Raw genomic sequence first — 25,642 nt, 5'->3', positions numbered from 1 at the left:
CCTTTGAGGTGGCGCGGGAGGCTGCCCCAGCCGCTCAACTGGGTAGGTATCCGGGCGGCCGTGCCCGAGCCGTCCTCCCGGGAGAGAACGTTGATCACAAAGCTGCTCGTCGCCAACCGCGGCGAGATCGCCGTGCGGGCGCTGCGCGCCGCCTACGAGCTCGGCATCGCCAGCGTGGCCGTCTACGCGCACGAGGACCGGTTCTCCCTGCACCGCCAGAAGGCGGACGAGGCGTACGAGATCGGCGAGCGCGGCCACCCCGTCCGGGCCTACCTGGACGTGGACGGGATCGTGGAGACCGCGCTGCGGGTCGGGGCCGACGCCGTCTACCCCGGCTACGGGTTCCTGTCGGAGAGCCCGGAACTGGCGGAGGCGTGCGAGCGCAACGGGATCAAGTTCGTCGGCCCGCCGTCGGCCGTGCTGAACCTGGCGGGCAACAAGATCGAGGCGGTCGCGGCGGCGCGGCGCGCGGGCCTGCCGGTGCTCGGCTCGGCGACGCCCGAGGTGGGCGCGGAGCTGGTGGCGGCCGATGAGATCGGGTTCCCCCTGTTCGTGAAGGCCGCGGCCGGAGGCGGCGGGCGCGGGCTGCGCCGCGTCGACGACCGCGAGGACCTGGAGGCCGCCGTGGACGCGGCGCGCCGCGAGGCGCAGAGCGCGTTCGGCGACCCGGCGGTGTTCCTGGAGCGGGCGGTGGACCGGCCCCGCCACATCGAGGTGCAGGTCCTCGCCGACGGCGCCGGGCACGTCGTCCACCTGCGCGAACGTGACTGCTCGGTGCAGCGCCGCCACCAGAAGGTCGTGGAGATCGCGCCCGCCCCGGAGCTGGACCCGGACGTCGCGCGGCGGCTCTGCGAGGACGCGGTGAAGTTCGCCCGCGAGGTCGGATACGAGAACGCGGGCACCGTGGAGTTCCTCGTCAACGACCGGGGCGAGCACGTCTTCATCGAGATGAACCCGCGCATCCAGGTCGAGCACACCGTGACCGAGGAGGTCACCGGCATCGACCTGGTGCAGAGCCAGCTGCGCATCGCGGGCGGCGAGACGCTCCCCGGACTCGGCATCGCGCAGGACGAGGTGACGGTCAGCGGCTTCGCCGTCCAGTGCCGCATCACGACCGAGGACCCCGCGAACGACTTCCGGCCCGACACCGGCAAGATCTCGGCCTACCGGTCTCCGGGCGGCGCCGGCGTGCGCCTCGACACCGGGACGGCCTACGGGGGCGCGATCGTCAGCCCCCACTTCGACTCGCTGCTGGTCAAGCTGACCTGCCGCGGCCGGACGTTCGAGGAGGCGACGCGGCGGGCGCGCCGGGCCGTCGCCGAGTTCCGCATCCGGGGCGTCGCGTCCAACATCCCGTTCCTCCAGGCGCTGCTGGACGAGCCGGACTTCCGCGCGGGCGGCGTCACGACGGCCTACATCGGCGAGCACCCCGAGCTGCTCACGGCCCGGTCGAGCGGTGACCGCGCGACACGGCTCGTCCGGTACCTGGCGGACGTGACCGTCAACAAGCCGCACGGCGAGGCGCCCACCGACCTCGACCCGGCGACGAAGCTGCCGCCGCTGGCCATGGACGGCCCGTTCCCGCAGGGATCCCGTGACCGGCTACTGACTCTCGGCGCGCGCGCGTTCGCCGAGCAGCTCCGGAACCAGAGCGCTCTGGCCGTCACCGACACCACGTTCCGGGACGCGCATCAGTCCCTCCTCGCCACGCGAGTACGTACCTACGACCTGCTCGCCGCCGCGCCGTATCTCGCGCGCATGACCCCCCAGCTCCTCTCCGTGGAGGCGTGGGGCGGGGCGACGTACGACGTCGCGCTCCGCTTCCTGGGCGAATCCCCCTGGGACAGGCTGGCCGCGATACGCGAGGCCGCCCCGAACCTGTGCATCCAGATGCTTCTGCGCGGGCGCAACACCGTCGGATACACGCCGTACCCCGATTCGGTCGCCCGCGCGTTCGTGCGCGAGGCCGCCAGTACGGGTGTGGACGTCTTCCGGGTGTTCGACGCGCTCAACGACGTGGAGCGCATGCGTCCCGCCATCGACGCGGCGCTCCAGACGCACGCGCTCGTCGAGGGAACCCTCTGCTACACCGGCGACCTCTCGTCCCCGGACGAGCGGCTCTACACCCTCGACTACTACCTGCGCCTCGCAGAGGAGCTGGTCGACGCGGGTGTCCACATCCTGTGCATCAAGGACATGGCCGGTCTGCTCCGAGCCCCTGCCGCCCGCACCCTGGTCACCGCTCTCCGCGAGCGTTTCGACCTCCCCGTCCACCTGCACACCCACGACACGGCCGGCGGCCAGATCGGCACCTACGTCGCCGCCATCGAAGCCGGTGTCGACGCCGTCGACGGAGCCGCCGCGCCGCTCTCGGGGACCACCAGCCAGCCGCCCCTTCAGGCGATCGTCGCCGCGACCGATTTCACCGATCACGCCACCGGCATCGACCTGGACTCGCTGACCGTCATGGAGCCGTACTGGGAGGCCGTCCGGAAGCTCTATGCCCCGTTCGAGATGGGCCTCCCATCGCCGACCGGGCGCGTCTACCGGCACGAGATCCCGGGCGGGCAGCTGTCCAACCTGCGGCAGCAGGCCGTGGCGCTCGGGCTCGGCGACCGGTTCGAGGAGATCGAGCGCCTGTACGCGGCGGCCGACGTGATCCTCGGGCGCCTGGTGAAGGTCACCCCGTCCAGCAAGGTCGTCGGCGACCTGGCCCTGCACCTGGTCGCCGCCGGCGCCGACCCCGGCGACTTCGCCGAGAACCCGGAGCGCTACGACATCCCCGACAGCGTCATCGGGTTCCTGAACGGCGAACTGGGCGACCCGCCCGGCGGCTGGCCCGAGCCGTTCCGCACCAAGGCCCTCGCCGGACGCCATCACACGACGCTTCATTCTGGGGGGACGCCCCCCCAAACCCCCCGGCAAGGGCACGGTGTACGAGCCGAACTCAACGGCGCGGAGGAGAAGGCCCTGGCCGGACCCGAGGTGCGCGACACACTAGACCGGCTCCTCTTCCCCGGCCCCGCCAAGGACTACCGCGAGACCCGTGCGGCTTACGGCGACCTCTCCGTCCTGCCCACGAGCCCGTTCCTCTACGGGCTCCGCACAGGACACGAGGTCGCGTTCGACCTCGAACCGGGGGTGCGCGTCCTGGCCGGCCTGGAAGCGGTCGGCGCCGTCGACGAGGCGGGTGTCCGGCAGGTCATCTGCACCGTGAACGGCCAGCTCCGCACGCTCTCCGTCCGCGACAAGTCCGTCGTGTCGGACGCGCCGCCCGTCGAGCGCGCCGACCCGGGGGAGCCCGGCCATGTCGCCGCCCCGTTCGACGGCTCGGTGACGCTGCGCGTGTCCAAGGGCGACGAGGTCGCCGCCGGGGACGTCGTCGCCACCATCGAGGCGATGAAGATGGAGGCCGCCATCACCGCCCCCGTCGCCGGGACGGTCACCCGCCTGGCCGTCCCGCAGACGACCCCGGTCCAGGCCGGCGACCTCCTCCTGGTGGTCACCTGACCGACCGGCTCAACGGGAGGCGGCCGCGCGGCCGGATCGGGTCACCGGGCGTATCGCGTAGGTGGCCAGGGACGGTTCCAGGAGGTCGAACGCCTGGCGGGCGGACTCTGCCACGGCCGCCGCGATGGTGTCGTTGTCCTCGCCTTCCAGCGTCCGGTGGAGGATCTCCTGGAAGAGGACGCGGAGAACGCCGCCCAGTTGCGCGGCCACCACGCGGGGGAGGACGTCGCCCGGCCGGGCGCCGGTCTCCTCGGCGAGGACGGCGGCCAGGGCGGCCTCACGCTCCTCGTGGAACTCCCGCAGCCGCGCCACGAGCGCGGGGCTGTCGGTGATCATGCGGGCGAACTCGGCGCCGGAGAAGCCGGCCACGGGGTCGTGCCGGTCGACCGCGTCGAGGAGACCCCGGCGCAGCGCGGCGAGCGCCGAGTCGCCGGGGGCGCGTTCGGCGACGGTCCGGGCCGGCCCTGAGACGAAGATCTCATGGAGGTCGAGCGCCAGGTCCTCCTTGCGCGGGAAGTAGTTGGTGACCGTCATCTTGGCCACCTGCGCCGCCGCGGCGACGTCGGCGATCGTGACCCGGTCGAAGCCGTTGCGCAGGAAGAGGCGTGTCGCCTGGTGCGAGATGTTCTCCCGCGTCTGCTGCTTCTTCATCTCCCGCAGTCCCATGCGGCCATCCTCTCATGGCTCGACCTAAATTTATAGTTGACACAAAAGTAGGTCGGATCTAAGTTTATGTCGCAAGGCTGCCGGGTACCGAGATCGCGTGACCCGTTCCCTCCCGGCCGGACGAGCAACCGGACGAGCAAAGGACACCGCCCTGAACGCCAGCCACGCGAAGAGCGCATCCCCCCGCGCCACCGTGAACCTCGTCGACCCGATGAAGGACTACCTCTCCCGCATCGGGCGCACCGCGCTGCTCACCGCCGAGCAGGAGGTCGAACTGGCCAAGCGCATCGAGGCCGGCCTGTTCGCCCGCGAGCGCCTCGAAACACTCGGTGACGAGCTCAGCCTCCAGGACCGCAGGGACCTGGAGTGGATCGCCGCCGACGGAATCCGAGCCAAGACGCACATGGTGGAGGCGAACCTCCGCCTCGTCGTCTCGCTCGCCAAGCGCTACATGGGCCACGGCCTGGCGCTCAACGACCTCGTCCAGGAGGGCAACCTCGGGCTCATCCGCGCCGTCGAGAAGTTCGAGTACCGCCGCGGCCTGAAGTTCTCCACCTACGCCGTCTGGTGGATCAAGCAGGCGATCAGCCGCGCGCTGGCCGATCAGAGCCGCACCATCCGCATCCCCGTGCACGTCGTCGAGGTGCTCAACCGGATGACGCGGGTCAGGCGGCGGATGCTGCAGGAGTTCGGCCGCGAGCCGACGTCGCGGGAACTGGCCGTCGAACTGGACGTCACCGCGGAGAAGGTCGAATGGCTGCGGCGGCAGGCCCGCGAGCCGCTGTCCCTGCACACCCCCCTCGGCGAGGAGGGCGACGGCGAACTCGGCGACGTCATCGAGGACCCGGACGGCGGCGACCCCGCCGACGTCGTCGCGTCCTCGATGCTGCGCGGACGCCTCGACGCGGTGCTGGAGACGCTCACCGAACGGGAGGCGGGCGTGATCTCGCTGCGGTTCGGCCTGTCCGGCGGCGAGCCCAAGACCCTCGAAGAGGTCGGCAAGGTCTACGGGGTGACGCGCGAGCGCATCCGGCAGATCGAGTCGAAGGGGATGCACAAGCTGCGTCACCCGTCCCGCCGGGAGACCCTCGCCGACCTGCTCGGCTGACCCGCGGGCCGCTCGTCCCGCCGCGAGAACGAGACGGAGCTCATCTCGCGGTGGGATGACATCGCGGACGATCTGCGAGCAGACTCTCTCCTGACGAGTCGGACGGCGGGAGAGCAGAGGGCGATGACGAGGCGTTTCGGACGGCGGTGCGGCTCACGGGCACCGGTCCGGCGCGGGGCGCCGCCGCGGGCGCGTCAGATCAGGTCGGACGGGTCGGTGTTGGCGCCGCACAGGACGACCACGACGCGTTCGCCGGGGGACGGGCGGTAGGCGCCGGAGCGGAGGGCGGCGACGGCGGCGGCGGTCCCGTGCTCGACGGCCAGGCGGTACTCGTCCCAGACGAACCGGCGGGCCTCGACGATCGCCTCCTCGGTGACCAGGACGGGGAGCACACCGGTGCGGGACGCGACCGTGTACGCGATCTCGCCGAGCCGGCTGGCGCCGAGGGAGTCGGCGGCGACGCCGGAGACGTCCACGTCGACCGGGCGTCCCGCGTGGAGGGCGCGTTCGAGGGTCGGGATCCGCTCGGGTTCGACGCCGACGACGCGGGCGCGGCCGTCGAGGGCGGCGGCGACGCCCGCCATCAGCCCCCCGCCGCCGACCGCGAGCAGGACGGTGTCGGCCTCGCCGCCGGTCTGGTCCAGGATCTCCAGGCCGAGCGTGCCCTGGCCCGCGCACACGTCTGGCAGGTCGTAGGCGTGGCAGAACAGCGCCCCGGTGTCGGCGGCGTGCTTGGTGGCGGCGTCCTGCGCCTCCGCGTACCGGGTGCCGACCTGGGTGACGGCGGCGCCGAGCGCGCGGAGCCGGGCGACCTTCACCGCGGGCGCGGTCTCGGGGACGAACACCTCGGCGGGGACGCCCGCCCGCGACGCCGCGTACGCGAACGCGAGACCCGCGTTGCCTCCGGAGGCGGCGACGATCCCGATGTCCGGCAGCCGTCCCGAGTCCCGCGCGGCCAGGACGTGGTTGAACGCGCCGCGCGCCTTGAACGACCCGGTGTGCTGGGTCAGTTCGAGCTTCAGCCACATCCGTGCCGCGGGCGCGAGCGGGGCGGGGTCGACCGCGAGCAGCGGCGTCCGCCGGACATGGTCCTCGACGCGCACCGCGGCGGCGGCGACGTCCGAATGAACGATCACTGGGATTCCTCTCCGTCTCCGGCCCCCATCAGTACCAAACCACGAGTGGTGCCTGTCACGGGAGGGGGCGGGTCTAACGGGGGACGCCGCCCAGGGATGCGGCGCGATCCAGCAGGATCTTGCGTTCGGGCTCGTTGCGGGTGAGTTCCGCGGCGCGCTCGAACTGCGCGCGGGCCTCGTCCGGCCGCCCGAGCCGGGCGAGCAGGTCGCCGCGGACGCTCGGCAGCAGGTGGTAGCCGCGCAGCGACGGCTCGTCCACCAGCGCGTCGGCGAGTTCGAGGCCCCGCTCCGGCCCGTGCGCCATGCCGACGGCCACCGCGCGGTTGAGTTCCACGATGGGGGACGGGGCGACGCCCGCGAGGATCTCGTACAGGGACGCGATCCGCACCCAGTCGGTGTCCTCGGCGGCGGGCGCCTGCGCGTGGCACGCGGCGATCGCGGCCTGCAGGACGTAGGGGCCGGGCGGCTCGCCGATCTCCTTGGCGCGGAGCAGGGCGGCGAAGCCGCGGTGGATGAGGAGGCGGTCCCAGCGGCCGCGGTCCTGGTCGAGGAGCGGGACGGGTTCGCCGGACGGGCCCGTGCGGGCCCGGATGCGGGACGCCTGGATCTCCATCAGCGCGACCAGGCCGTGCACCTCGGGTTCGCCGGGCGCGAGGCCGGCGAGGACCCGGCCGAGGCGCAGCGCCTCCTGGCACAGGTCCGTCCGCACCCAGTCGTCGCCGGCGGTCGCCGTGTACCCCTCGTTGAAGATCAGGTAGACGACCTCCAGGACGGACGACAGCCGGGCGGCGCGGTCGGGGCCCTCGGGCACCTCGAACGGCACGCCCGCGTCCGACAGCGTCCGCTTCGCCCGGACGATCCGCTGCGCGACCGTCGGCTCGGATGTGAGGAACGCCCGCGCGATCTCGTCGGTGGTCAGGCCGCCGAGCATGCGCAGCGTCAGCGCGACCCTGGCCTGCGTGGACAGGACGGGATGGCAGGCGGTGAACACGAGGCGCAGGACGTCGTCCTCGATGTGCTCGTCGTCGGGGACGTCGATCTCCGGCGGCGCCTGCGTCTCCTGGTCGCGGCCGATCTCCTCCAGTTTGTGTTCGAGCCGCTGCCGGCGGCGGATCCGGTCGATGGCGCGGCGCTTGCCGACGGCCATGAGCCAGGCGCCCGGGTTGTCCGGGACGCCCGACTCGGGCCACTGTTCGAGCGCGGCGACCAGTGCGTCCTGCGCGAGTTCCTCGGCGAGCCCGATGTCGTGCACCATCCGGGCGAGACCGGCGATGATGCGGGCGGCCTCCAGCCGCCACACCGCGTCGATGCTCGCGTGCACGCCGGATCGGCGCACGTCGGAACCGTTCGAGGCAGTCACGCTGCCGATGAGAGCACCCGCACCGGCCGCCGCGCAAGCTCAGCCCGCCGGGCGGCTCACGCGCCGGGCATCGGGTCCTCGGGGCCGAAGACCTGCTTGATGACGCCCGCGCCGTCCCCGACGATCTGCCAGAAGCGCCTGGACATCTCGATCGCCTCCTCCCGGGTGCGCACCTCGATCAGCGCGAAGCCGACGACGGCCTCCTTCGCCTCGGCGAACGGGCCGTCGGTGACGGTGACCTTGCCGCCGGACGAGGTGATGCGGGTGCCGCCCGGCTCCAGGCCGCCGGTGGCCAGCAGCACACCGGACTTGGACATCTCCTCGATGAACTTGCCCATCTCGATCTGCAGCGCCTCGTCCGGCGGGCCCTGGTCCGCGCCGGTGTCCGTCGTCATCATCAGGAACCGCATCGCTGTCTCCTCTGTCTCACCCGGGCCGGTCTCTCCGGCCCTTCACTGACGCGTCGAAGAAGGGGTGACCGGATCGACATTCCCTCCCGACTTCTTCGGAAGATTTTCCAGAACCCGTATCGTGCCAGGTCACCGTCGTGCCAAGGGAGCATGCTCGACACATCCCCGCAGATCACCGCGAAACCACACATTCCGCTTCGGTGGGCAAGTTGACCACTTACGAGTAACTTTGTCCCGTGGAAAGGTTCTTGCGCGTCCGAGGAGGCGACCGTGGGTGATTCGGCGGGCGGCGCTGTGCCGTCCGAGCCCCAGATCCCCGACCACGACGAGGCGCGCTCGATCGTCGCGCGCCTGCTCGACGCGCTGCCTCCCGGCAGCCACCTCGCGGTCGCCGACGGCACGGACGTCGTCACCGGCGAGGCGTTCCGTACCGCGATCGGGATGTGGAACGAGGCGAGCGAGACCCCCTACCACCTGCGCACGCCCGAACTGATCGCCGGGTACTTCGAGGGCCTGGAGATCCTGAAGCCGGGCGTCGTGCCGGTGTCGCGGTGGCGGGTCGAGCCGGGCCCGTTCGGCGAGCCGGACGACGTGGACGAGTTCTGCGCCGTCGGGCGCAAGGCATGAGCGCGGGCGAACCCCCGGACGAACCGGCCCCGGTCGTCCCCGCGCAGCGGGACCGGGCGGCGGGCCCCACGGTGCTGCGGATGCTGGTCGGGGCGCAGCTGCGCCGGTTCCGTGAGGCGGCCGGGATCTCCACCGAGGACGCCGGGTACGAGATCCGCGCGTCCCACTCCAAGATCAGCCGGATGGAGCTGGGCCGCGTCGGCTTCAAGGAACGCGACGTCACCGACCTGCTGACCCACTACGGCGTGACCGACCCGGGGCTTCGCGAGCCGCTGCTGGAACTGGCCGATGACGCGAACGTCCCCGGCTGGTGGCAGGAGTACGGCGACGTGGTGCCGTCCTGGTTCGAGCCCTATCTGGGGCTGGAGCAGGGCGCCGTGGTCATCCGCGTGTACGAGGTCCAGGACGTCCCGGAGCTGCTGCAGACCGCCGACTACGCCCGTTCGCTGCTCACCGCCCGGTACCCGGAAGCGCCGGGGGACGAGATCGAGCGGCGGGTCGAGCTGCGGATGCAGCGCCGCCGCGTGTTCGAGCGTCCCGATCCGCTGAAGCTGTGGGCGGTCCTCGACGAGGCGGCGCTGCGCCGCGCGGTCGGCGGCGCCGAGACGATGCGCGAGCAGATCCGCCATCTGATCGAGATGGCGGCGCGCCCGAACGTCACCGTCCAGGTCCTGCCGTTCGCCGCCGGCGGCCACGCGGCCGAGGGCGGCCCGATGACGCTGCTGCGGTTCGCCGAACCCGAACTGCCCGACGTGGTCTACCTGGAGCAGCTCACCGGCGCGCTGTACCCGGACCGGCCGTCCGACCTCATCCGCTACCGGGACGTGCTGAACCGGCTCGGCGTCCAGGCGGAGCCGCCGACCCGCACGCTCGCCCTCCTGCGGAGCATCCTCGACCGGCTCGGCCCGCTCGGCTGAAGCACGGGCGGCTCGGTCGAAGCACGGGCGGCCGTCGAAGCGCGGGCGAGGCCCCGGCACCATGGCCGGGGCCCTGCCCGCTTCGGCATGCTCGCGTCCTGCCGTCCGCCGGCCTATTTCGCGGTGGGACGGTAGGTCGCGATGATGACGCCGGTGCTGAACGTCTCGGTGCCCGCCAGCTCGAACGACGCCGAGAAGTCCTTGGGCGCGAGCAGCTCGCTCAGGTCGGCGGGGCCGACGATCACCGGGTGGATCCACAGCCGCAGCTCGTCCAGCAGCCCGTTCTCCACGAGCGTCCGCGACACGGCGCCGAAGCCGTACTGCAGGATGTCCTGGCCGTCCTGCTCCTTCAGCTTCCTGATCTCGGCGACGGCGTCCGACCGCCGGATCGCCGTGGTGTCGCCCCAACCCGGCTTCTGCAGGGAGTCGGAGACGACGTAGTGGGGCAGGCTGTTCATCCGGACGCCGAAGTCGCCGGTCGCCTCCTCCATGGCGGGCCACGCCTGCGAGAAGCCGTCGAACGTCGTGCGGCCCATCAGCAGGGCGTCGCAGGAGAACAGCAGCTCGCGGGCGTAGGCGGCGGCCTCGTCCTGGAAGTAGGCCGAGGTCCAGTTCTGCGGGTTCTCGATGACGCCGTCGAGCGAGACGTACGTCGAGTTGATGATCTTGCGCATGGTTTCCTCCGTCGGTCCGATCCTGTGCTTTCCGGCTTGCTGGAACCACTGTGCGGCAGATCGTTTACGGGATTCTTACGGTCGATTTCCGGGTGGCGCCGTCACCCGCCCGCATTAGGGTCGGTGTGTGCGTTTCGGGGTGCTGGGGGCGCTCGCCGTGTGGACCGACGACGGCGGGCTCGTCGCGGTGCCCGGGCTGAAGGTCCGGGCGCTGCTGGCGGACCTGCTGGTGCACGAGGGCCGCCCGGTGCCCGCCGACCGGCTGATCGACGACCTGTGGGGCGAGGATCTGCCGGGGAACCCGATGGGCGCGCTGTCGGCGAAGGTGTCGCAGCTGCGGCGCGTGCTGGAGGACGCGGAGCCGGGCGCGCGGGCGCTGGTGGAGTCGCGTCCGGCCGGCTACCTGCTGGGGGCCGGCGACGAGCGGGTCGACGCCCGGCGCTTCCGGCGGCTGGTGGACGACGCCCGCCAGGCCGCGGAGCCGAAGGAGCGGTCGGTGCTGCTCGCCGGGGCGCTGGACCTGTGGCGCGGACCGGCGTTCGCCGACTTCGCGGACGAGCCGTTCGCGCGGCCGGCGATCGCGCGGCTGGAGGAGCTGCGGCTGACCGCGCTGGAGGAGCACGCCGAGGTGCGGCTCGACCTGGGGGAGCACGGGGTCCTGGCGGGGGAGCTCGGTGACGCGGTCGCCGCGCATCCGCTGCGTGAGCGGCTGCGGGCCGCGCACATGCGGGCGCTGTACCGGGCGGGCCGGCAGAACGAGGCGCTGGAGAGCTACGAGGGCCACCGGACGCTGCTGGCCGGCGAGCTGGGCCTCGATCCCGGGTCCGGGCTCGCCGATCTCCAGCGGGCGATCCTGCGGCAGGACCCCGACCTTGACGTGCCCGCCGCGCCGCCGTCCCCGGCGCCGTCCGCGCGGCGGTCGAACCTGCCCGTCCCCCCGACGGAGCTGATCGGGCGGGACGACGCCGTCCGGGAGATCCGCGCGAGGATCGGCACCGACCGGCTCGTCACCCTCACCGGGCACGGCGGGGTCGGCAAGACGCGGCTGGCGGTGGAGACGGCGGCCGGTCTCGTGGACCGGTTCGGCGACGGCGTGTGGATGGCGGAGCTGGCGGGGTTCGAGCGGGCCGGCGTCCCCGACCTGGCGGTGGTCGTGACGGGGATCCTCGACATCCGAGACGCGCCCGGCGCCCCGGAGACGGCGCTCGACCGGCTCGCGGCGGCGCTCGGCGCACGCCGGCTGCTGCTCGTGCTGGACAACTGCGAGCACGTGATCGAGCAGGCGGCGGAGCTGGTGGAGCGGCTGCTGCGCGGGGTGCCGGGGATCCGGGTGCTGGCCACGAGCCGCGAGCCGCTCGGGCTGCCCGGCGAGGTGGTGTGGGCCGTCCCCCCGCTGGACGTGCCCGGCCGCGACGACGATCCCGCGGGGTCGAGCGCGGTCCGGCTGTTCGCGGCGCGGGCGCAGGCGGCGTCCCGGGGTTTCCGCCTGGACGCGCAGACGGCCGGGCCGGCCGGGGAGGTCTGCCGCCGCCTGGACGGGATTCCCCTCGCCCTGGAACTGGCCGCGACCAAGGTCCGGACGCTCGGCGTGGAGGGCCTGGTCGACCGGCTCGACGACCGGTTCCGGCTGCTGTCGTCCGGCCACCGGGGCGCCCCGGCCCGGCAGCGGACCCTCACCGCGATGATCGACTGGAGCTGGGATCTGCTGACCGGGCCGGAGCGGGCCGTCCTGCGGCGCCTGTCGGTGCACGCCGACGGCTGCGCGGTGGAGTCGGCCGAGGCCGTGTGCGCGGGGGCGGACGTCCCCGAGCCGGAGGTCCTGGACCTGCTGGTCCGGCTGGTCGACCGTTCGCTGGTCGTCATGACGGAACGTCCGGGGGAGGGGCCCCGGTACCGGCTGCTGGAATCGGTCGCCGCCTACGCCGCCGAACGGCTGGCCGAGGCGGGAGAGGACCGGGAGACGCGCACCCGGCACAGCCGCCACTACGTCGAGCTGGCCGAACGCGCGGAACGCCACCTGTACGGGCCCGAGCAGGCGCGCTGGCTGCGCAGGCTCGACACCGAGTCGGCGAATCTCCGTGTCGCGCTCGACGCCGCCACCGGCGAGGACGCGTTGCGGCTGGCCAACGCGCTCGCCTGGTACTGGTTCCTGCGCGGCAGGCTGACCGAGGCGCTGCGCTCCCTGGACGCCGCGCTCGCCCATGACGGTCCACCCGCCGTCCGCGCGCGGACGCTGACGTGGCGGGCCGGCATGTCCGTCCTCAAGGGCACCCGCGGAGACTGGCCCGTGCTGCGGGACGAGGCGCTCCGCCTCGTGGCGGAGGCGGGGGACGAGCACCTGGGCGCCTGGGCGCGGTGGTTCCTGATGTTCGCCCAGTTCGAGGTCGAGGACGTCGGGGCGGGCGCGGCGCCCCTGGAGGAGGCGCTGACCTCGTTCCAGGCGTCCGGCGACCGCTGGGGCGAGGCGGCCGCGCTGATCCTGCGGGCCAAGCACGCCCACGCCCACGGCGACCCGGCCGCACTGGAACGCGACGCCGAGCGGGCCGCCGCCCTGTTCGCCGAGGTCGGCGACCGCTGGGGCCGGCTCCAGGCGGTGGAGTGGCTCGGCGGTCTGGCCGAGCTGACCGCCGACTACGACCGCGCCGAGCGGCTCCAGCACGACGGGCAGCGGATGGCCGAGGAACTGCGCCTGTGGCCGGACGTGGCGGTGCGGATGGCGTGGCGGGGCTGGGTCGCCCACCTGCGGCGCGACTACGCGTCCGCCCGGCGGCTGTTCGGCCGCGCGCACCGGGTGGCCGTGGAGCAGGGGTTCGCGCAGGCCGTGGCGTTCGCCGACCTCGGCCTCGGTCTGGTGGCGCGTCGCGAAGGACGCCTCGACGACGCGGAGGACCGGCTGCGGCGCATGCTGGCGGCCTCCTCCCCGGAGGAGTTCCCGCCGCTCTACCTGCCGCTCGTCCTGACCGGGCTCGGGTATGCGGCGGAGGCGCGCGGCGACGCGGTGAAGGCCCTCGCCTACCAGCGGGACGCGCTGGCCGTCGCGATCCGGCTGGAGGCGCCGCGCGACCTGGCGTTCTCGCTGGAGGGGCTGGCGGGCGCGTTCGGCCTGGCCGGACGCCGCCGGGACGCGGCGGAGACGCTCGGGAAGGCGGCCGCCATCCGCGAGGAGGCGGGGCTGCCGCCCGGCCCGGCCGAGCAGGACGACATCGACCGCGCCACCGGGCGGATCGGTGACGCGGGGGACGCCTTCGACGCCGGGGCCGCCCTCGACCCGGAGGAGATTCTGCGGCGCGCGGAGGGCGCCCCGCCGGAAGGCGTCTCGATCTGGCGCGCCGCCGCCAAGTGATTTGTCGCGGATTGCGAGATTGTCGCGATTTGTCAAAGAATCATTGCGACCCCTTGTGACACGCACCGCACACAGATGATCATCAGCGCCATGGGGCGGCGGGGGTTCATCATCGGGCGGATGGCCGGCGACCGGACGCTGGTGCTGGCCGCCGGCGCGACCGCGCTGTTCGCCACCACCGTCCTCGCGGCCCTGGCCGGCTACACCGGGCCGGTGACCCGCGAAGGGGTGCGGCGCACCCTCGCCGAGGCGACGTTCGAGACGGCCGGGACGACGATCGGCACGCACGTCCGCCCCGGTGGGCTCGGTGACGTGCGGGACCAGGTCGGCCGCGCGCTCGGCAGGATCTACGGAGACGTGCCGCTGTCGGTCTCCATGAGCGCGCGCAGCGACTCGTACACGATGCCGGGGCAGGAGGACGGCGACCATCCCGAGCTGACCGCGTTCGCGACCCACACCGGGATCGAGAAGCACGCGCGCCTCACCGAAGGACGCTGGCCCGGCGCCGCCCCGGGTCCCGCCCCGGGTTCCGGTGAGGTGGAGGCGGTCCTGCCGCGTGCCGCGGCCGGCGCCATGCACGTCGGCGTGGACGACGCCTTCACCCTGACGGGACGCGTCGACAAGGAGTCGGTCGTGAAAGTCCGGGTCGTCGGGCTGTTCGACGTTCCGGACCCCGCGCACTACTTCTGGCAGGGCGACCGGCTCATCACGACCGGCGTCCAACGCCTCGACTACACGACGTACGGGCCGCTCGTGGTGCGTCCCGAGGTGTTCGCGGAACGCTTCACCGGCACCGGCTCCGACGTCCGCTTCACCGTCATGCCCGACCTGCGCGACGTGGGCACCGGCGACCTCGGGCCGCTCGCCGACCGGGTGGCCGCCGGCGAGGAGACATTCCGGAAGGCCGGAGACGGGACGCAGTTCGCCGTCGTGACGAAGCTGCCGGACCTGGCCGGGCAGCTGCGCGACGCCGTCCAGGTCGCCCGCTCCACCATGCTCATCCCGGTGATCCAGCTCGTCCTGCTGGCCGGGTGCGCGTGGCTGCTGGTCGCCCGGCTGCTGGCCGACCACCGGCGCGGCGAGGTCGCGCTGCTGCGGACCCGCGGCATGGGAATGCGGCAGCTCGCCGCCGCCGGCCTCGCCGAGGGGCTGCTGATCGTCCTGCCCGCCGCGCTGCTCGGCCCGCTGCTGGCCGGGCCCCTGCTGCGGCTCGCCGGGTTCGCCCCGGCGGTGCGCGCGTCGGGGCTGCGGCTGGACTCGGGGCCGTCCGCGTCGCTGTGGACCGTCTCGGTGCTGACGGCACTGGCCTGCGCGGTCGTGCTGACCGTCCCGACCCTGCGCGGCGCGAACCGCACGTTCGTGGAGGCGCAGGCCGGCATCGGCCGCCCGGCGCGGGGCGGCGCGCTCGGATCGGGCGTCGACCTGGCGCTGCTCCTCGTCGCCGGCCTTGCGATCTGGCAGCTCACCCGGTACGGGGTGGACGGCGCGGGCGGCGGTCCGGGCGGCGGTCCCGGCGGTGTGGACCCGTTCATCGTGTCCGGCCCGGCGCTGGCGCTGCTCGCCGGCGGGGTACTGCTGCTCCGGGCGGTGCCGCTGCTGTCGCGCGCCGCCGAACGGGTCGCGACACGGGGGCGGGGGCTGGCGCCCGTCCTCGGCACCCGGCAGGTCGGGCGCCGGCGCCTGCGCTACACCGGGCCGGTGCTGCTGCTGGTCATGGCGATGGCGGTCGGGATCCTCTCGGTGACGACGATGGCGACCTGGCGCCGATCCCACATCGACCAGGCCGACTTCCAGAGCGGCGCCGACCTGCGGCTCGTCCCCTCCGCGCGCGACGGAGGCCCGGCGCCGCTCGGGCAGGGCGGGCGGTTCGCCGCACTGCCCGGCGTCACGGCCGCGACACCGGTGCTGCGCGCGGACGCCGACCTCGGCACGCGGCCGTCGGTCGTGCTCGGCGCGGACGCGGAGGCGCTCGGCCCGCTGCTGCGCGTCCAGCCGGACCTGCGGCGGGAATTGCGGCTGGACGAGCTGGCCCGGCTGCGTCCTCCCGCGCCGGTCCTGACCGTCCCGGGACGGCCGGAGCGGCTGCTGTTCGACCTGCGGCTCAGCCGCGCCGGACCGGCGCCGGGTGACCTGCGGCCACCGGACGGCCCGGCCTACAAGATCGCCGTGACGGTCGTGGACGGGCAGGGGCTGGCCCGCAGGGTGACCCTTCCCGGCCTCGCCCCCGACGGCGCCGAGCACACCCTCGCACTGGACGACCTTGCCGGGCCGGGCGGCGCGCTGTCCTACCCGCTGGCGGTACGGAGCGTCCACTACTCCTACGACGACAACCCCATCGCGGGGCCGCTCGAACTGGAGATCCTGCGGGTGCGGGGCGATGGCACCGGGGAGGCGGCCCGCCCGGCCGGTTCCCGATGGGACGCGTTCGCCTTCCCGCCGGACCCGACGGCGCGGACCGCACCGACCATGAAGGACGCCGAGGGCACGCTCGGGAGGCTTTCCATCCCCGCGCCCAAGCTGGAGGACATCGGGTGGGGCACGAGCAGTGCCCCGCTCGGGGAGGTCGACGCGGTGCTCGGGACGTCCACGCCGCCGTCCCACGGCGTCCGGAACACCGAGCTCCTGCCGGCCGTGCCGGGCGTCATCACCGGCGAGACGGCACGCCTGGCCAAGACCGGCGTGGGCGGCACCGTCACGCTGAGCACCGTCGACGGCGACCAGCCCGTCAAGGTCGTGGGAGTGGCGCCCGCACTGCCGAGCGTGCCTCCCGGCACGCCGGGCGTCCTGGTGGACCTGCCGACGCTCACCCAGACCCGGCTCGCCGTCGGCGGGTCGAACACCGGAAGCATCGCGCCCGGGGAGTGGTGGGCCTCGGTGCGGGCCGGCCGCACCGCCCCCGCCGTCCGCGCCCTCAACGGCCACCCCGCCTGGGGCGAGGTCGCCGGGGACCGCGTCGCGCTGCGCTCGCGGATGCGGGACGCGCCGCTCGGCGCCGCGCTCCAGGGGGCGCTGGTCCTGGGATTCGGCGCGGCGCTCGCGTTCGCCGTCATCGCGTTCGTGGTGAACGCGGCGGTGACGGCCGGCGAGCGGTCCCGCGAGTTCGCGGTGCTGCGGGCGCTCGGCGTCCATCCCCGGCAGGTCGCCGGGATGCTCGCGATCGAGCAGGCGTACCTGGTCGTGCTCGGCCTGCTGGGCGGGACGGTCCTCGGGCTGGTCGTGGCGCGGCTGGTGGTCCCGCACGTGGTGCTGAACGTGCAGGCCGCACAGCCGTACCCGCCCGCCGGACTCGTCGTCCGGTGGCCCGTGGTGCTCGGCATGCTCGCCGGGGTGGCGGTGGTGCTCGGCCTTGTGCTGGCGCCGGTGATCCGGGTGCTGCGCCGCCGGGACCTCGGCGCCGGCCTGCGTGCGGGGGAGGAGCGATGAGGGGTCCGGTCGTGCGGCTGGCCCGCGCGCAGTGGGCGCCGCTCGTGGCGCTGGCCGTGCTGACGGCGGTGTCCGCGCTGCTCGCCGTCGTCCTGCCGGCCAGGGTCGCCGCCGGGTACGACCGCGCCGCCGCCGCCGCGGTGGGCACCGGCGCGGACGTGCGCGTGGAGGGCACTTCCGGAGGCGACACGGCGGCGCGGCTGATCCCCAACATGGCGGCGATGACGGCCGGCTCCCTCGCCTGGCAGGATCTGCTTCCGGCGTCCCTGCGCGGCGTCGCCGGCGAACCGGAGCCGTCCGTCACCTCCGGCCGCATGTCGATCGCGGGGGACGCGCCGGCTCCGCGGCTGCTCTACCTCAGCTGGGCCGAGGGCACCGTCGAGCGCATCCGCCTCGTCGCCGGCGGCCCGCCGGTCAACCGGCCGTCCGGCACGGGCGGCGAGGACACCGAGATCCAGGTCATCGTCGCCAGGAAGTACGCCGACGCGATGGGCTACAAGCCCGGCGACCGGCTCTCCCTCGGCGAGAGGGACGTGCCCCGGCCTGTGCGGGTCCGGATCTCCGGCCTGTACGAACCGGTCAACGCCGCCGATCCGTACTGGCGGGCGCGCCCCAGCATGCTGCGGGCGACGAAGGCGTCGGTCGGCGACGGCGTCCAGGCCGATCTGGGCACCGCCCTGATGGACGTCGGCGGCTACACGATGCTCACCCGCGACCCGGACCGGCGGCTCACCTACAGCTGGCGCTTCCCGATCCGCCGCGACGCCGTCGACTCCGCCGCCGTCACCGCCATGGCGGCCGACCTGGACGCCTACCGGTCCGCGGTGCAGGGCCGCCCCGGCCTGTTCTCCTGCCAGGTGGTGACCGTCCTGGACGGGCGGCTGCGGGGATACTCGGACCGGCTCCACACCGCCCGGTCCGTTCTCGGGCTGGCGCTCGGCGGGCTCGCCGCCGTCGCCGCCGGGGTGCTGCTGCTGGCCGCCGGGCTGCTCGGCGACCGGCTCAGGCCCGTCCTCGGGACGATGCGGGCACGCGGCGCCGCGCTGCGGCAGCTCGCCGCCCCCGCCTGCGGGCTGACCGCGCTCGCCGTCGTCCCGTCCGCCGGGCTCGGCCATGCGGCGGGACGGCTGCTGGACGCGGGGCCGCCGCAGACGGCATCGGTGTACGCGACCGCCGTGCCGGTCGCCGCGGTCCTGGCCTTGTCCGCCGCGATGCTCGCGCGGGAACGCGGCGGCGGCCTCGAATCGACGGCGGACCGGCGGGACGACGTCGCCGCGGCACGGCCGTCCCGGCGGCGGCTCGTCCTCGACCTCCTCCTGGTGGCCCTCGCCGTGATCGGCGCCGTGCTGCTGCGCCGCCGCGGCGGGTCCGCCGGGACCGACCCGCTGATCGCCGCCGTGCCGGTGCTGCTCGGCGCGGCGCTCGGCGTGCTCGTCCTGCGCGGCTACCCGTACCTGCTGCGCGCCGCCGGGCCGTCCCTGCGCCGGCGTCGCGGGGCCGTCGCGTTCCTCGGCCTCGCCCGCGCCGCCCGGCAGAACCTCATCGGGACGCTGCCGCTGGTCGTCCTGCTGATCGCCACAGCCGTCGCGGGTTTCGCCGCGACCGTCGACACCGGGCTGCGGGACGGGCAGGAACGCGCGTCCTGGTCCGAGGTGGGCGCCGACGCCTTCATCGAAGCCGGGCCGCTGGACGCCCCCGCGCTCGACCGCATCCGCGCGGTGCGCGGTGTGACCGGGGCGGTCCCGGTGCGGGTCGTCACGACCGTGACGTCCCAGGCGAACCCGGCGCCGATGACCGTGGTCGGCGTGGACCTGGACGCCTACCGCGAGCTCGCCCCCGATGTGCCCGGCATTCCGGACTCGTCCGGGGTGTGGGTCTCCGCGTCCGCCTCCCGCCTTCTCGGTTCGGGGGCCGTGACACTGAGCCGCCCCGGCCTCGCACCGCTGCGCGTCACGCCGTCCGGCCGGATCGAACGCTTCCCCGGGCTGGACGCCGGCTCCGCGTTCGTCGTCGTCCCGTACAAGCTGCTCGCCGACGCGGAGGGCTTCCCGTCCGAGGTCTTCGTCGCCGGGCACGACCCGGACGCCGAAGCCCTGCGCGCCGCCGCCCCCGGCCGCGACATCCGGATGCGGGAGGACGTGCTGGACGGCATGACCGGCAAGCCGCTGGTGTCCGTCGTCCACGGCACGTTCCGGGACGGCGCGCTCATCGGCGGCGCCTACGGACTCCTCGCCGTGCTGCTCGTCCTCGTCGTCGGCGCCCGCGCCCGGGGCCGCACCGTCGCCCGCCTCCGCGCCCTTGGACTGAGCCGGCGGCAGAGCCGCGGCCTCGCGCTCGTCGAGATCGCGCCCGTGCTCCTCTGCGCGGTCGGGGCCGGATGGGCGCTCGGCCTCCTGCTGCCCGAGATCACCGGCCCCGTCGTCGACCTGCGCCCCTACACCGGGGGCTTCGCCGCCACGGCCCACGTCCCCGGCGTCCCGGCGCTGCTCGGCCTCGCCGCGGCCCTGCTGCTCGCCGCCGCCGCTGCCGTCGCCGTCGACCGCGCCTTCGACACCCGCCCCGGAACCGCCCTGAGAACGGGGGAATAATGACCGACGCACCCGACCTCGCCGAACTGGAACGCCGCGCCGCCGAACGCGGCCCCGTCTACGGCGAGGGCGCCCACATCGTCTGCGACAACCTCGTGCGCATCTACAAGACCGACGGTGTCGAGGTCGTCGCCCTCCAGGGCCTCGACCTGCTCGTCGACCCCGGCGAGCTGGTCGCCATCGTCGGCGCGTCCGGTTCGGGCAAGTCGACGCTGCTGAACATCCTGTCCGGCCTGGACGTGCCCACCGCCGGCGTCGCCCGCGTCGCCGGCTCCGACCTGCTCACGATGGCGTCCAAGGAACGGCTGACGTTCCGGCGCGAGCAGGTCGGGTTCATCTGGCAGCAGACGTCCCGCAACCTCCTCCCGTACCTGACCGCCGCGCAGAACGTCGAACTGCCGATGCGGTTCGCCGGACGCTCCCGCCGCGCACGCGCCACCCGCGCCGCCGAACTGCTCGGCATGCTCGGCGTCGGCGACTGCGCGGGCCGCCGTCCCGACGAGCTGTCCGGCGGTCAGCAGCAGCGCATCGCGATCGCCGTCGCCGTCGCCAACGAACCCCGCGTCGTCCTCGCCGACGAACCCACCGGCGAACTCGACACCACCACGGCCTCCGAGGTCTTCGCCGCGCTCCGCCAGGTCAACGAGGAACTCGGCACCACCACCGTCGTCGTCACCCACGACGCGCAGATCTCCGAGCACGTCGACCGGACGGTCGGCATCCGCGACGGCCGCACCAGCAGCGAGGTCCGCCGCCGCTCCGGCGGCGACGGGGCCCGGACCGCCGAGGAGTACGCCGTCCTCGACCGCGCCGGCCGCGTCCAGCTCCCCGCGGCGTTCACCGAGGCCCTCGACATGCGCGACCGCGTGCGGCTCAACCTGGAGAACGACCACGTCGGCGTCTGGCCGGACCGGGAGGAGACCGCGTGACCGAGCCGATGGTCGCCGTCGAGGCGCTCACCCGCACCTACCGCACCGGCAGGGTCGAGGTCCCGGCCCTGCGCGGCGCGAGCTTCGAGGTCGCCCCCGGCGAACTCGTCGCCATCAAGGGCCGCTCCGGCTCGGGCAAGACGACCCTCCTCAACCTGATCGGCGGCCTGGACACCCCCGACGGCGGCGCCGTCCGCGTCAACGGCCGCGACGTCGGGACACTCCCCGAGAACGACCTCCTCGCCCTCCGCCGCGACGATATCGGCTTCGTCTTCCAGTCCCACGGCCTGATCCCCGTCCTGTCCGCCGCCGAGAACGTCGAGGTGCCGCTCCGCCTCGTCCGCACGGCCCCTGCCGAACGCGACGAGCGCGTCCGCGTCCTGCTCTCCCTGGTCGGCCTCGCCGACCACGCGGCCCAGCGCCCCTACGAACTCTCCGGCGGCCAGCGCCAGCGCGTGGCGATCGCCCGCGCCCTCGCCAACCGCCCCCGTCTGCTCCTCGCCGACGAGCCCACCGGCCAACTCGACTCCGAAACCGCCGCCACGATCATGCCCCTCCTCCGCGCGGTCGTCTCCGGCGAAGGCGTCACCGTCCTGGTCGCCACCCACGACCAGGCCCTCCTCACCGAAGCCGACCGAGTCCTCACCCTGGAGGACGGCGTCATCACCGAAACCCCCGTCCCAACCCCCGGCCGACGCCGGCCACCGGTCACTCGACAGGAATGACGTACGCCAACTCATAACGGTCGACCGGTACCACGATGTCCGCGGTCTCGACCGGCCGGTCCGCCGTGGCGTAGGTCCGTGTGATCACCATGACCACCGACCCGAGCGCCTCGCCGAGCCGGTCCGCCTCGGCCGCCAGGACCGGGCGGGCGGTGACGACTTCCTGTGCGGTCTCGATGTGCCGGCCGATCTCCCGCATCCGCGCGACGACCCCGGCGCCCGCGTGCGGGCCCTCCTCCGGGAACATCACCGGCGTGCCCTGTGTGATCTCCAGCGGCTCCCACGACGTGGACAGCATCACCGGCTCGTCGTCGGCGAGGAAGATGTACCGGCTCTCCATCACGGGGTCGCCCGCCGCGATGCCGAGCCGCTCCGCGACCGGTGGGCTCGCCGCGGCGGTCTGTGACGAGACCCGCCAGTCGCCGGCCCGGCCCTGACTGGCCATCTCCGTGCGGAACGGGGAACTGGTGCGGCCGCTCTCGCCGTACCAGGAACGGGCAAGACGCTTCAGCGTGGGCTTGCGCCTGACGTAGGTGCCCGATCCCGAGCGGGCCTCCAGGAAGCCTTCGGAGATCAGGAGCCGCACGGCCTGGATCGCGACCTGGTCGGAGACGTCGTACTGCTCGCGGAGCCGAGCGCGCGAGGGGACCTTGTCGCCTGCTGAGAGCCGCCCGCCGATGATCTGGCTCCGTAGATCATCGGCGATGCGCTGATAGGCGGGCTGGGGCACGGTGTCTCCGATTGCCGGGTGCCAATGTTCGGACACAGCTTGACAAGCTGTGCGCACCGCTTGCAAGCTGTGCGCACAGCTTTTCTGTGACAGTGCGATCACCGTCCGTAGGAGGTGCCATGAAGTGGAGCCAGACTTATCCCGGCCGCCCCTGCATGGTGCCAGCGGCCAGGGCCTTCGTCCGCGGAATGCTCGCCGACAGCCCTCGCGGGCGCGACGCCGAGCTCATCGCCTCCGAACTGGTCGGCAACTCCCTGCGGCACACAGCGTCCGGTGACGGCGGTGAGGTCACCGTCACCGTCGAGGTCGAGCCCGGTCACGCGCGCATCACCGTCCGCGACGCCGGGGCCGGCGATTGGCAGCCGCTCCCCGGCGTCCCGCCGGACGAGGACGACCACGGACGCGGCCTGCTGATCGTCTACCACACCGCCGACAAGATCGGCCACGACGTCACCGAGGACGGCCAGACCACGTGGGCGGAACTCACCTGGAGCGCCGAGTCGTGAGCCTGGGACCGCTGGAGGACACCGCGGTGATTGACGTGCGGCCGATCCGGGAGGACACAGCCCGAGCGCTCGCGCAGCGGCACGGCGTCATCGCGTGGTTCGGCCATCACACGCGGGAATGGTGGGCGCTTGTCGACGGCCGCCTGCTCGTCGGGGCCCGATGCCCGGAACAACTCGGCCGGGCCATCCTGGCGGCCAGGACGCGGAACTCAGCTGGGTCTCCCTAGAGCCGGGGTGGCGCCGCCGGTTGAGATGCCCCCCAATCCCGGCTGCGCCACCCCTTCCGCTTCGTCCCGTCCGGTGCCGGTTGCGGGGTGGGGTGGTGGGGAATGCGTCTTCCATGGCGACTGTGGTGTTGGTGGGGACGCTCGATACCAAGGGGGCCGAGTATGTGTGGCTTCGTGATCGGGTGCGGGAGCTGGGCTGCGATGTGGTGCTGGTCGACGTGGGGGTCGGGGCGTCCGATGTGGAGGCCGATGTAGGTGCCGAGCGGGTCGCGGAGGCCGGGGGCGCGTCGCTTGCGGCGTTGCGGGACGCGGGGGACCGGGGTGCGGCCGTCACGGCGATGGGTGAGGGCGCGGCGGCCGTGGTCGCCGGGCTGGAACGGGTGGACGCCGTGCTCGCCGTCGGCGGGAGCGGCGGGTCGTCGATCGCGGCGCGGGCCGTCCGGGATCTGCCGATCGGGCTGCCGAAGCTGATCGTGTCCACGATGGCGTCCGGGGACGTGACGCCGTACGTGGGCGCGAAGGACGTCACGATGATGTACAGCGTCGTCGACATCGCGGGCGTGAACCGGGTGTCGCGGCTGATCCTCGGGAACGCGGCGGCAGCGGCGGCCGGGATGGCGAAGGCCCACGAGGCCGCGCGGTCCGCGCCGGAGGTGGACGAGCGTCCTCTCGTCGCGGCCTCGATGTTCGGGGTGACGACGCCGGCGGTGGACGCGGCGCGGGAGCGGCTGGACGAGCTCGGCTACGAGGTCCTCGTGTTCCACGCGACCGGGGCCGGGGGCCAGGCCCTTGAGGGGCTTGTGGAGAGCGGGCTGCTGGCGGGGGTGCTCGATCTGACCACGACCGAGCTGGCGGACGACCTCGTCGGCGGTGTCCTGTCGGCCGGGCCCGAGCGGCTCACGGCGGCCGGACGGCATGGGGTTCCGCAGGTCGTGGCGCCGGGGGCGCTGGACATGGTCAACTTCGGGCCGCGTGAGACCGTCCCCGAGCGGTTCGAGGGCCGCAACCTCTACGTCCACAACCCGACCGTGACGCTGATGCGGACGACACGTGAGGAGATGGCGGAGCTGGGACGGCTGGTGGCGGCCAAACTGGCCGAGGCGACCGGGCCGACCGTCCTGTTCCTCCCGCTCGGGGGTGTGTCGGCGCTGGACGCGCCGGGGATGCCCTTCCACGACCCGGCCGCGGACGAGGCGTGCTTCGCGGCCATGGAGGGCGCGGTGGAGACCGAAAGGCTCGACGTGAACATCAACGACCCGTCGTTCGGCCGCGCGATGGCCGGCCGGCTGCACCAGATGATCTCGGGGGGAGCGGAATGAAGCGGGGGACCGTCCTGGAGCGGCTGCGGCGTGCCGTCGCGGAGGGCAAGCCCGTCATCGGCGCGGGTGCGGGCACCGGGCTGTCCGCCAAATGCGCGGAGGCCGGCGGTGTCGATCTGATCATCATCTACAACTCGGGGCGCTACCGGATGGCGGGACGCGGGTCGCTCGCCGGGCTGCTCCCGTACGGGGACGCGAACCAGATCGTGGTGGAGATGGCCTCCGAGGTGCTGCCCGTCGTGAAGGACACGGCCGTGCTGGCCGGGGTGTGCGGCACCGACCCGTTCCGGGTGATGCCGGTCTTCCTCGACCGGCTCAAGGCCATGGGGTTCGCGGGCGTCCAGAACTTCCCGACGGTCGGGTTGTACGACGGGGTGTTCCGGCAGAACATCGAAGAGACCGGCATGGGCTACGACCTGGAAGTCGAGATGGTGCGGCTCGCGCACGAGCGCGACATGGTCACCGCCCCGTACGTGTTCGACGAGGACCAGGCGCGGGCGATGGCGGAGGCGGGCGCCGACGTCCTCGTCCCGCACGTCGGGCTCACCACCAAGGGCAGCATCGGCGCGGGCACCGCCCTGACGCTGGACGAGGCGGTCGAGCGGGTGCAGGCCATGCGGGACGCCGCCTTCGCCGTCCGCCCGGACGTCCTCGTCCTCTGCCACGGCGGCCCGATCGCCGAACCGGACGACGCCGCCTACGTGCTCTCGCGGACCGAGGGCGTCGTGGGCTTCTTCGGGGCCTCCTCGGTCGAGCGGCTGCCGACCGAGCGGGCCATCACTCAGCAGGTGGCCGCCTTCAAGAACCTGGAGATCTGATGCTGGTGAACCCCGGAGACGTCACGACGATGACCTTCGACTGGGGGTCGATCAAATGGTTCGTCACGCCGTCGTCGGTGCCCGGTGCGAGCAGCACGCTGGGCGAGGTGATCGTCAACCCCGGTCAGGGGCACGCGCGGCACAACCATCCGAACGCCGAGGAGGTCATCTACGTGATCTCCGGTGAGGCGACGCAGATGGTGGACGACGGCAGGCCCTTCGCGATCCGCGAGGGCGACGCCGTCCATATTCCCAAGGGCGTCTGGCATTCCACGCACAACACGACGTGGCGACCGCTGCGGCTGATCGTCACGTACACGCCGGGCGGGGAGGAGAAGGCGCTGGAGGGCGCACCCGACTTCTGCCTGCACGAGGCCGGCGCGGTACCGGAGTGGCGCCAGGCTTAGGCGCGTGACCAGGCGTCCAGGCCCTCTTCGGTGAGCAGGACGTTGAACGCGGCGTCGGCGGCCCGGGCCCCCGGGTCGGACGCCGCCGACGCGATGATCTCCCCGGCCGCCGTGCGCGGGTCGGCGGGCGCGGGGCGGCCGAGCGCGCGGGACATTCGCCGTGTTCGTCGCTCCCGTCCTGCTGCTGACCCTCCTCGCCCGCTGCGGATGGCGGCTGAG

The 25,642-nt window shown here is 73.7% G+C and carries 19 protein-coding genes and 1 pseudogene; 13 read left to right on the top strand and 7 right to left on the bottom strand.

Annotated elements, in window-relative coordinates; genetic code table 11:
• Window positions 1-90: 90 nt before the first annotated feature.
• Window positions 91-3,510 carry a pyruvate carboxylase gene (locus ACGFK0_RS29025; protein WP_392910423.1) on the top strand — a complete coding sequence of 1,140 codons (3,420 nt, stop codon included), beginning with the start codon at window positions 91-93 and terminating at the stop codon, window positions 3,508-3,510.
• Between the two features lie 9 nt (window positions 3,511-3,519).
• Here the strand turns inward: ACGFK0_RS29025 and ACGFK0_RS29020 are convergent, their stop codons facing one another.
• Complete coding sequence (locus tag ACGFK0_RS29020; protein WP_392910421.1) at window positions 3,520-4,176, bottom strand: TetR/AcrR family transcriptional regulator; 657 nt, start codon at window positions 4,174-4,176, stop codon at window positions 3,520-3,522.
• Window positions 4,177-4,342: 166 nt separating this feature from the next.
• Here ACGFK0_RS29020 and ACGFK0_RS29015 point away from each other — a divergent pair.
• Window positions 4,343-5,284 (top strand): annotated as a pseudogene (locus ACGFK0_RS29015) (RNA polymerase sigma factor); the annotation flags it as partial.
• A 194-nt stretch (window positions 5,285-5,478) separates the two neighbouring features.
• Here ACGFK0_RS29015 and ACGFK0_RS29010 read toward each other — a convergent pair.
• The 3 genes from ACGFK0_RS29010 to ACGFK0_RS29000 form a co-directional block, all read right to left on the bottom strand.
• On the bottom strand, window positions 5,479-6,420 hold the full coding sequence (locus ACGFK0_RS29010) for a threonine/serine dehydratase (RefSeq protein WP_392910418.1): 942 nt from the start codon (window positions 6,418-6,420) through the stop codon (window positions 5,479-5,481).
• A gap of 73 nt (window positions 6,421-6,493) precedes the next feature.
• Window positions 6,494-7,675 carry an RNA polymerase sigma factor gene (locus ACGFK0_RS29005; protein ID WP_392910688.1) on the bottom strand — a complete coding sequence of 394 codons (1,182 nt, stop codon included), beginning with the start codon at window positions 7,673-7,675 and terminating at the stop codon, window positions 6,494-6,496.
• Window positions 7,676-7,836: 161 nt separating this feature from the next.
• The gene (locus tag ACGFK0_RS29000; RefSeq protein WP_392910416.1) at window positions 7,837-8,190 is read right to left on the bottom strand and encodes a YciI family protein; all 354 of its coding nucleotides are present in this window, start codon (window positions 8,188-8,190) and stop codon (window positions 7,837-7,839) included.
• A 270-nt stretch (window positions 8,191-8,460) separates the two neighbouring features.
• Here ACGFK0_RS29000 and ACGFK0_RS28995 point away from each other — a divergent pair, with 270 nt between their 5' ends.
• Entirely contained in the window at window positions 8,461-8,817 is a 357-nt protein-coding gene (locus ACGFK0_RS28995; protein ID WP_392910414.1) for an SAM-dependent methyltransferase, read from the top strand.
• Complete coding sequence (locus ACGFK0_RS28990; RefSeq protein ID WP_392910411.1) at window positions 8,814-9,734, top strand: helix-turn-helix domain-containing protein; 921 nt, start codon at window positions 8,814-8,816, stop codon at window positions 9,732-9,734. The genes ACGFK0_RS28995 and ACGFK0_RS28990 overlap by 4 nt, the downstream gene beginning before the upstream one ends.
• Window positions 9,735-9,847: 113 nt before the next feature.
• Here ACGFK0_RS28990 and ACGFK0_RS28985 read toward each other — a convergent pair whose 3' ends face one another.
• Window positions 9,848-10,408 carry a dihydrofolate reductase family protein gene (locus ACGFK0_RS28985; protein ID WP_392910409.1) on the bottom strand — a complete coding sequence of 187 codons (561 nt, stop codon included), beginning with the start codon at window positions 10,406-10,408 and terminating at the stop codon, window positions 9,848-9,850.
• A gap of 127 nt (window positions 10,409-10,535) precedes the next feature.
• On the opposite strand from ACGFK0_RS28985, the gene ACGFK0_RS28980 reads away from it, so the two are divergent.
• The 5 genes from ACGFK0_RS28980 to ACGFK0_RS28960 all read left to right on the top strand — a co-directional run bounded on the left by ACGFK0_RS28980 (window position 10,536) and on the right by ACGFK0_RS28960 (window position 21,416).
• Window positions 10,536-13,751 carry a BTAD domain-containing putative transcriptional regulator gene (locus ACGFK0_RS28980; RefSeq protein WP_392910407.1) on the top strand — a complete coding sequence of 1,072 codons (3,216 nt, stop codon included), beginning with the start codon at window positions 10,536-10,538 and terminating at the stop codon, window positions 13,749-13,751.
• Between the two features lie 75 nt (window positions 13,752-13,826).
• Window positions 13,827-17,174 (top strand): FtsX-like permease family protein, encoded by a 3,348-nt coding sequence (locus ACGFK0_RS28975; protein ID WP_392910405.1) that lies wholly within the window; start codon window positions 13,827-13,829, stop codon window positions 17,172-17,174.
• Window positions 17,171-19,762 carry an FtsX-like permease family protein gene (locus tag ACGFK0_RS28970; RefSeq protein WP_392910402.1) on the top strand — a complete coding sequence of 864 codons (2,592 nt, stop codon included), beginning with the start codon at window positions 17,171-17,173 and terminating at the stop codon, window positions 19,760-19,762. Before ACGFK0_RS28975 ends, ACGFK0_RS28970 begins: the two co-directional genes overlap by 4 nt.
• On the top strand, window positions 19,762-20,691 hold the full coding sequence (locus ACGFK0_RS28965; protein ID WP_392910400.1) for an ABC transporter ATP-binding protein: 930 nt from the start codon (window positions 19,762-19,764) through the stop codon (window positions 20,689-20,691). Before ACGFK0_RS28970 ends, ACGFK0_RS28965 begins: the two co-directional genes overlap by 1 nt.
• A complete protein-coding gene (locus tag ACGFK0_RS28960) occupies window positions 20,688-21,416 on the top strand; it encodes an ABC transporter ATP-binding protein (RefSeq protein ID WP_392910398.1) in 729 nt (242 codons plus the stop codon). Before ACGFK0_RS28965 ends, ACGFK0_RS28960 begins: the two co-directional genes overlap by 4 nt.
• On the opposite strand, the gene ACGFK0_RS28955 is transcribed toward ACGFK0_RS28960, so the two are convergent.
• Window positions 21,400-22,146 (bottom strand): GntR family transcriptional regulator, encoded by a 747-nt coding sequence (locus ACGFK0_RS28955; protein ID WP_392910395.1) that lies wholly within the window; start codon window positions 22,144-22,146, stop codon window positions 21,400-21,402. The two genes, ACGFK0_RS28960 and ACGFK0_RS28955, sit on opposite strands and share 17 nt — an antisense overlap.
• 119 nt (window positions 22,147-22,265) lie before the next feature.
• Here ACGFK0_RS28955 and ACGFK0_RS28950 point away from each other — a divergent pair, with 119 nt between their 5' ends.
• The 4 genes from ACGFK0_RS28950 to ACGFK0_RS28935 all read left to right on the top strand — a co-directional run bounded on the left by ACGFK0_RS28950 (window position 22,266) and on the right by ACGFK0_RS28935 (window position 25,423).
• Complete coding sequence (locus ACGFK0_RS28950) at window positions 22,266-22,652, top strand: ATP-binding protein (protein ID WP_392910393.1); 387 nt, start codon at window positions 22,266-22,268, stop codon at window positions 22,650-22,652.
• 340 nt (window positions 22,653-22,992) lie between these two features.
• A complete protein-coding gene (locus ACGFK0_RS28945; protein ID WP_392910391.1) occupies window positions 22,993-24,198 on the top strand; it encodes a Tm-1-like ATP-binding domain-containing protein in 1,206 nt (401 codons plus the stop codon).
• Window positions 24,195-25,016, top strand: coding sequence for a phosphoenolpyruvate hydrolase family protein (locus ACGFK0_RS28940; RefSeq protein ID WP_392910389.1), 822 nt, complete (start codon window positions 24,195-24,197; stop codon window positions 25,014-25,016). The genes ACGFK0_RS28945 and ACGFK0_RS28940 overlap by 4 nt, the downstream gene beginning before the upstream one ends.
• Window positions 25,016-25,423: a cupin domain-containing protein gene (locus ACGFK0_RS28935; RefSeq protein WP_392910387.1), complete on the top strand. Its 408-nt coding sequence runs from the start codon at window positions 25,016-25,018 to the stop codon at window positions 25,421-25,423. Before ACGFK0_RS28940 ends, ACGFK0_RS28935 begins: the two co-directional genes overlap by 1 nt.
• On the opposite strand, the gene ACGFK0_RS28930 is transcribed toward ACGFK0_RS28935, so the two are convergent.
• On the bottom strand, window positions 25,420-25,578 hold the full coding sequence (locus ACGFK0_RS28930) for a hypothetical protein (RefSeq protein ID WP_392910385.1): 159 nt from the start codon (window positions 25,576-25,578) through the stop codon (window positions 25,420-25,422). The two genes, ACGFK0_RS28935 and ACGFK0_RS28930, sit on opposite strands and share 4 nt — an antisense overlap.
• Between the last annotated feature and the right edge of the window lie 64 nt (window positions 25,579-25,642).

It is taken from the genome of Spirillospora sp. NPDC048823, from assembly GCF_043198445.1.
Lineage (GTDB): Bacteria > Actinomycetota > Actinomycetes > Streptosporangiales > Streptosporangiaceae > Spirillospora.
This window is presented reverse-complemented; position numbering and strand designations above follow the sequence as displayed.

Coding starts and splice junctions, on each gene's coding strand:
- ACGFK0_RS28990 (WP_392910411.1), top strand. CDS start 8,814: ATGAGCGCGGGCGAACCCCCGGACGAACCGGCCCCGGTCGTCCCCGCG.
- ACGFK0_RS28975 (WP_392910405.1), top strand. CDS start 13,827: ATGATCATCAGCGCCATGGGGCGGCGGGGGTTCATCATCGGGCGGATG.
- ACGFK0_RS28940 (WP_392910389.1), top strand. CDS start 24,195: ATGAAGCGGGGGACCGTCCTGGAGCGGCTGCGGCGTGCCGTCGCGGAG.
- ACGFK0_RS29005 (WP_392910688.1), bottom strand. CDS start 7,675: ATGGTGCACGACATCGGGCTCGCCGAGGAACTCGCGCAGGACGCACTG.
- ACGFK0_RS28965 (WP_392910400.1), top strand. CDS start 19,762: ATGACCGACGCACCCGACCTCGCCGAACTGGAACGCCGCGCCGCCGAA.
- ACGFK0_RS28950 (WP_392910393.1), top strand. CDS start 22,266: ATGAAGTGGAGCCAGACTTATCCCGGCCGCCCCTGCATGGTGCCAGCG.
- ACGFK0_RS29020 (WP_392910421.1), bottom strand. CDS start 4,176: ATGGGACTGCGGGAGATGAAGAAGCAGCAGACGCGGGAGAACATCTCG.
- ACGFK0_RS28985 (WP_392910409.1), bottom strand. CDS start 10,408: ATGCGCAAGATCATCAACTCGACGTACGTCTCGCTCGACGGCGTCATC.
- ACGFK0_RS28945 (WP_392910391.1), top strand. CDS start 22,993: ATGGCGACTGTGGTGTTGGTGGGGACGCTCGATACCAAGGGGGCCGAG.
- ACGFK0_RS28935 (WP_392910387.1), top strand. CDS start 25,016: ATGCTGGTGAACCCCGGAGACGTCACGACGATGACCTTCGACTGGGGG.
- ACGFK0_RS28970 (WP_392910402.1), top strand. CDS start 17,171: ATGAGGGGTCCGGTCGTGCGGCTGGCCCGCGCGCAGTGGGCGCCGCTC.
- ACGFK0_RS28930 (WP_392910385.1), bottom strand. CDS start 25,578: ATGTCCCGCGCGCTCGGCCGCCCCGCGCCCGCCGACCCGCGCACGGCG.
- ACGFK0_RS29000 (WP_392910416.1), bottom strand. CDS start 8,190: ATGCGGTTCCTGATGATGACGACGGACACCGGCGCGGACCAGGGCCCG.